The organism is Streptomyces cellostaticus (genome assembly GCF_023630175.1).
GTDB lineage: Bacteria > Actinomycetota > Actinomycetes > Streptomycetales > Streptomycetaceae > Streptomyces > Streptomyces cellostaticus_A.
In genome coordinates this window covers 1-5,016 of record NZ_JALLIN010000098.1, presented here as the reverse complement: position 1 = coordinate 5,016, position 5,016 = coordinate 1, and the positions used below count along the sequence as shown (strand labels likewise).

The following is a 5,016-nucleotide window of genomic DNA, read 5'->3' as shown; positions in this document are numbered from 1 at the left end:
CCAGCAGCACCAGCACCAGCACCAGCACCAGCACCAGCGGCAGCACCCTCGCCCGAAGGGGCCTCCGGCGCCTGCTCCACGATCACATGCGCGTTCGTCCCGCTGAACCCGAACGACGACACACCCGCACGGCGGGGATGCGTGGTCTCGGGCCACGCGGTCGGCTCGGTGAGCAGCGCCACCGAGCCGGACTCCCAGTCGATGTGCGGGGACGGCTCGTCGATGTGCAGGCTTCGGGGCAGCACGCCGTGCTGCATCGCGAGGACCATTTTGATGACGCCCGCCACGCCCGCGGCGGCCTGCGTGTGCCCGATGTTCGACTTGACCGAACCGAGCAGCAGCGGCCGGTCGGCCGGCCGGTCCTGGCCGTAGGTGGCGATCAGTGCCTGGGCCTCGATGGGGTCGCCGAGGCTGGTTCCGGTGCCGTGGGCCTCCACGGCGTCGACCTGGTCGGCCGACAGCCGGGAGTTGGCCAGGGCCTGGCGGATGACCCGCTGCTGGGACGGCCCGTTGGGGGCCGTCAGGCCGTTGCTGGCACCGTCCTGGTTGATCGCCGAACCGCGCACCACCGCCAGCACCGGGTGTCCGTTCCTGCGGGCGTCGGAGAGCCGCTCCAGGAGCAGGACGCCAACGCCCTCCGCCGGGCCGAACCCGTCGGCGGCGGCCGCGAACGCCTTGCAGCGGCCGTCCGGGGCCAGCCCGCGCTGCCGGCTGAACTCGACGAACAGCCCCGGGGTGGACATCACGTGCACACCGCCCGCGACGGCGAGCGCGCACTCGCCGTTGCGCAGCGCCTGGACGGCCAGGTGCAGGGCGACCAGCGAGGCGGAGCAGGCGGTGTCGACGGTGATCGCCGGGCCTTCGAGACCGAAGGTGTACGACAGCCGGCCGGACATCACGCTGGAGGCGTTGCCGGTGCCCAGGTGTCCCGCGTAGTCCTCGGCCGCCTCCAGGAGGGGGGTGAGGTAGTCGGAACCGTTGATGCCGACGAACACGCCGGACTGGCTGCCCCGCAGCGTCCCCGGGTCGATGCCCGCCCGCTCGAACGCCTCCCAGGAGGTCTCCAGCAGCAGCCGCTGCTGCGGGTCCATCGCCATGGCCTCCCGGGGCGAGATTCCGAAGAAGGCCGCGTCGAAGGCGGACGCGTCGGCGAGGAAGCCGCCTTCGCGCGTCACGGACGTGCCGTGGTCGTCGGGGTCCTCGGAGAACAGGTTGTCGAGGTCCCAGCCACGGTCCGCGGGGAACGCGGTGAGCGCGTCGCCGTCACGGCTCAGCAGTTCCCACAGCGCTTCCGGGGACCGTACACCGCCCGGGAAGCGGCAACTCATCGCCGTGATGGCTATCGGCTCGTGGGCCTGGCTCTCGATCTCCCGCAGACGTCCGTACGCCTCGTCGAGGTCCGTCGTGACTTTCTTGAGGTATTCGCGGAGCTTCGCTTCGTTCGCCACTGGCTCTTCACCTATTCGCGTGGTCGAGTCGTGGAGGTGTTCGCACGCACTCGGAAAATTCTGGGATTTCTTGCGGTGGGGGCGTTTCTCGGGGCCGGGGGCGGGACGTACCGCCGGGAATGCCGGCGGTACGTCCCGGAGGCCGGGCCGGCATCAGCCCTGGCCGAACTTCTTGTCGATGAGGGCGAACAGCTCGTCGTCACTCGCCTCTTCGATCTCGCTGGCTCCCGTCTCGTCCTCCGCCTGGCCGGCGGCGTTCCACTGGGCCAGCAGGGTCTGGAGGCGTACCGCGACCCGCGCGTGCGCGGCCTCGTCGCCGGCCGCCGCCGACAGTTCCTCGGGGGCCAGCGAGGAGAAGGTGCTCTCCAGCCGGTCGAGTTCCTCCAGTACGGAGAGCTTGCGCTCGGCCGTGTCCGGTGCCACCTCGCCCAGCAGGTGCCGCGCCAGGGCGGCCGGGGTCGGGTGGTCGTAGACCAGCGTGGCCGCCAGTCGAAGACCGGTCGCGGCGTTGAGCCGGTTGCGCAGCTCGACGGCGGTGAGGGAGTCGAAGCCCAGCTCCTTGAACGCCTGGGCCTCGCCGACGAGTTCGGCCGACCTGTACCCGAGTACGGCGGCCACGTGGCCGCGTACCAGGTCCAGTGCGGTGCGCTCCCGCTCGGCGGGCGGCAGTTCGGCGAGCCGCTGGGCCACCGTCCGCTCGCCGGCGCCGTCCGCGGCCCCGGTCTCGGTCTCCGCCGGGCGGTCCGTGCCGCGGGCGGACCTGCGGACGGGGGTGCGTACCAGCCCTCGGAACATCGGCAGGACCTCGCCGTCGGCGGCACGGGCCCGCACGGTCGGGAGGTCGATCCCGACCGGTACGAGGACGGGTTCGTCCGCTGCGAGAGCCGCGTCGAACAGTGCCAGTCCCTCCGCCGCCGACAGCGGCGTGACCCCGCCGCGAGCGGCCCGGCTCCGCTCGGCGCCGGTGAGCCGCCCGGCCATGCCGCGTTCCTCGGCCCACATGCCCCAGACCAGGGACAGGGCGGTGAGGCCGCGGGCCCTGCGGTGACGGGCGAGGGCGTCGAGGAAGACGTTGGCCGCCGCGTAGTTGGCCTGCCCGGCGCCGCCGAGTGTGCCGGCGGCCGCGGAGAACAGCACGAACGCCGACAGGTCCAGGTCGCGGGTCAGTTCGTGCAGGTGGAGCGCGGCTTCCGCCTTGGGCCGCAGCACCCGGTCCACCCGCTCGGGCGTGAGCAGGTCCACGACCCCGTCGTCGAGGACGGCCGCGGTGTGCACGACCGCCGTCAGCGGGTGCTCGGCGGGTACGGAGCCCAGCAGCGCGGCCAGCGCGTCGCGGTCGCCCACGTCGCAGGCGGCCCAGGTGACGTGCGCGCCCGCCCCGCTGAGGGCGGCCGTGAGTTCCGCAGCGCCTTCGGCCTCGGCACCACGCCGGCTGGTGAGCAGCAGGTGCCGTACACCGTGCTCGGCGACCAGGTGACGGGCCAGGAGCCCGGCGAGCCCGCCGCTCGCCCCGGTGACCAGGACCGTGCCCCGGGGATCGATCCGGCGGCCGTCGGTACCGAGGGTGGCCCCGGCGGCCACCCGGGCCAGACGGGGGGCGTGGATCACCCCGCCGCGCACGGCCAGTTCGGGCTCGTCCGAGGCGACCACCGCGGGAAGCGCCCGGACGGTCGCCTCGTCACCGTCGAGGTCGACGAGGACGAACCGGCCCGGGTTCTCGGCCTGCGCCGCGCGCACCAGGCCCCACACCGGGGCGTGCGCGAGGTCCGCGGCCTCCGGATCAGTATCGGTGCCCGTGGCCACGGCGCCCCGGGTGACGACGGCCAACCGCACATCGGTGAACCGGCCGTTGTCGAGCCAGCCCTGCACCGTCGCCAGCGCGCGGTGCGTCGCCGTGCGCAACGCGTCCGCGAGGCCCGCGGACCCCTCCGCCGCCGGGGGCGTGGGTGTGGCCGTGGCCGTGGCCGTGGCCGTGGCCGTGGCCGGGAAGAACGGGACGTACACCGTTTCCGGCACCGCCCGCCCGGCGGCGAGGGACATGTCGAGCGCGTCCAGGTCCTCGTACACCTCGACGGTGAGACCGGCGGCCTTCAGCCCCTCCGCGAGGGAGCCCCCGGCGTCACCGACGACCGCCGCGGCGGACGCGGAAGGGCCGGTGGTAAGGGCAGGGGCGGCGGTAGGCCGTGCCGGAGCCGTGGTCCGCACCCAGTCGAGGCGGAACAGCGACTCGTGGCCGCCGTCCGGGACGACGGTGAACCTCGCGGCGTCGACCTCACCCGTCACCAGCGACTCGACGGACGCGACGGGCACGCCCCGCTCGTCGGCCATCGCGACGGACACGGTGTCCTTCCCGGACGGGGTGATCCGCAGCCGGAGAACGTCGGCGCCGACCGCGTACAGCCGCACCCCCCGCCAGACGAGCGGAATCCTGCCCGTGCCGCCCGGACCCGCCGCCAGCGCCTGCGACGCGGCGTCGAGGAGGGCCGGGTGCAACGCGAATCGGGCCGCCGACGACCGTATGTCGTCGGAGAGCCGGGCCTCGACGAACACCTCCTCGCCGCGCGACCACACCTCGATCGGCGTCCGGAACGCGGGCCCGTGGTGCAGCCCGTCCGCCGTCAGTCGGTCGAGCACCGTGTCGACCGGGACCCGCTCGGCACCGGCGGGCGGCCACTGGCCGACATCGGTGACGGTGTCGGGCCGGGTGGTGCCGGCGGTCTCGGTGCCGGTTGTGTCGGTGATCTCGGTGTCGGTATCGGTATCGGTGTTGGTATCGGTGTCGGTGTCGGTCTCTGTGGTGAGGTGTCCGGTCGCGTGACGGAGCCACGCCCCGTCCGTGAGCCCGGCCGAACCGGCGGTCTCCGCGCGGCCGTGCACCCGGATCGGACGGCGCCCTCGACCGTCCGACGCCCCGACGGTGACGCGGAGCTGCACGGCACCCGACTCGGGGAGCACGAGCGGCGCCTCCAGCGTCAGCTCCTCCACGACCTCGCACCCGACCTCGTCACCGGCGCGGACGGCCAGCTCGACGAAGGCGGCGCCGGGCACCACGACGGTGTCGGCCACCGCGTGGTCGGCGAGCCAGGGGTGCGTGCGGAGGGAGAGCCGCCCGGTGAACAGGAACCCGTCCGACTCCGGCAGCTCCACTGCGGCACCGAGCAGCGGGTGCCCGGCGGCACCGATTCCGACGGAGGTGACGTCGTCGAACTCTGCGAAGGAGTCGATCCAGTACCGCTCACGCTGGAAGGCGTAGGTCGGCAGGTCGACCCGCCGGGCGCCGGTACCGGCGTAGTACGCGCCCCAGTCGACCGTCACGCCACGGACGTGGGCCTGGGCGAGGGCGGTGGCGAGCGCATCCGTCTCCGGCCGCCCCTTGCGTAGGGCGGGCGCGAAGACCGCCGCGTCCGCCTCACCAGCCAGGCAGTCCTGGGCCAGGGCCGACAGCACCCCGTCCGGGCCGAGTTCGAGGAACATCGTGACCCCGGCGGCCTGCAGGGCGCGGATCCCGTCCAGGAACCGCACCGCCTCGCGGACGTGCCGTACCCAGAAGTTCGCCGACCCCATCTCA

1 protein-coding gene and 1 pseudogene are annotated in these 5,016 nt (G+C 73.8%); both read right to left on the bottom strand.

All coding sequences use genetic code 11. The annotated features are described in order from the left end of the window. A pseudogene (locus MXD57_RS31030) lies at positions 1-1,430 on the bottom strand (type I polyketide synthase); the annotation flags it as partial. Positions 1,431-1,601: 171 nt separating this feature from the next. Further along, on the bottom strand, positions 1,602-5,016 hold a 3,415-nt coding region (locus MXD57_RS31025; RefSeq protein ID WP_250405548.1), incomplete at its 5' end, for a type I polyketide synthase.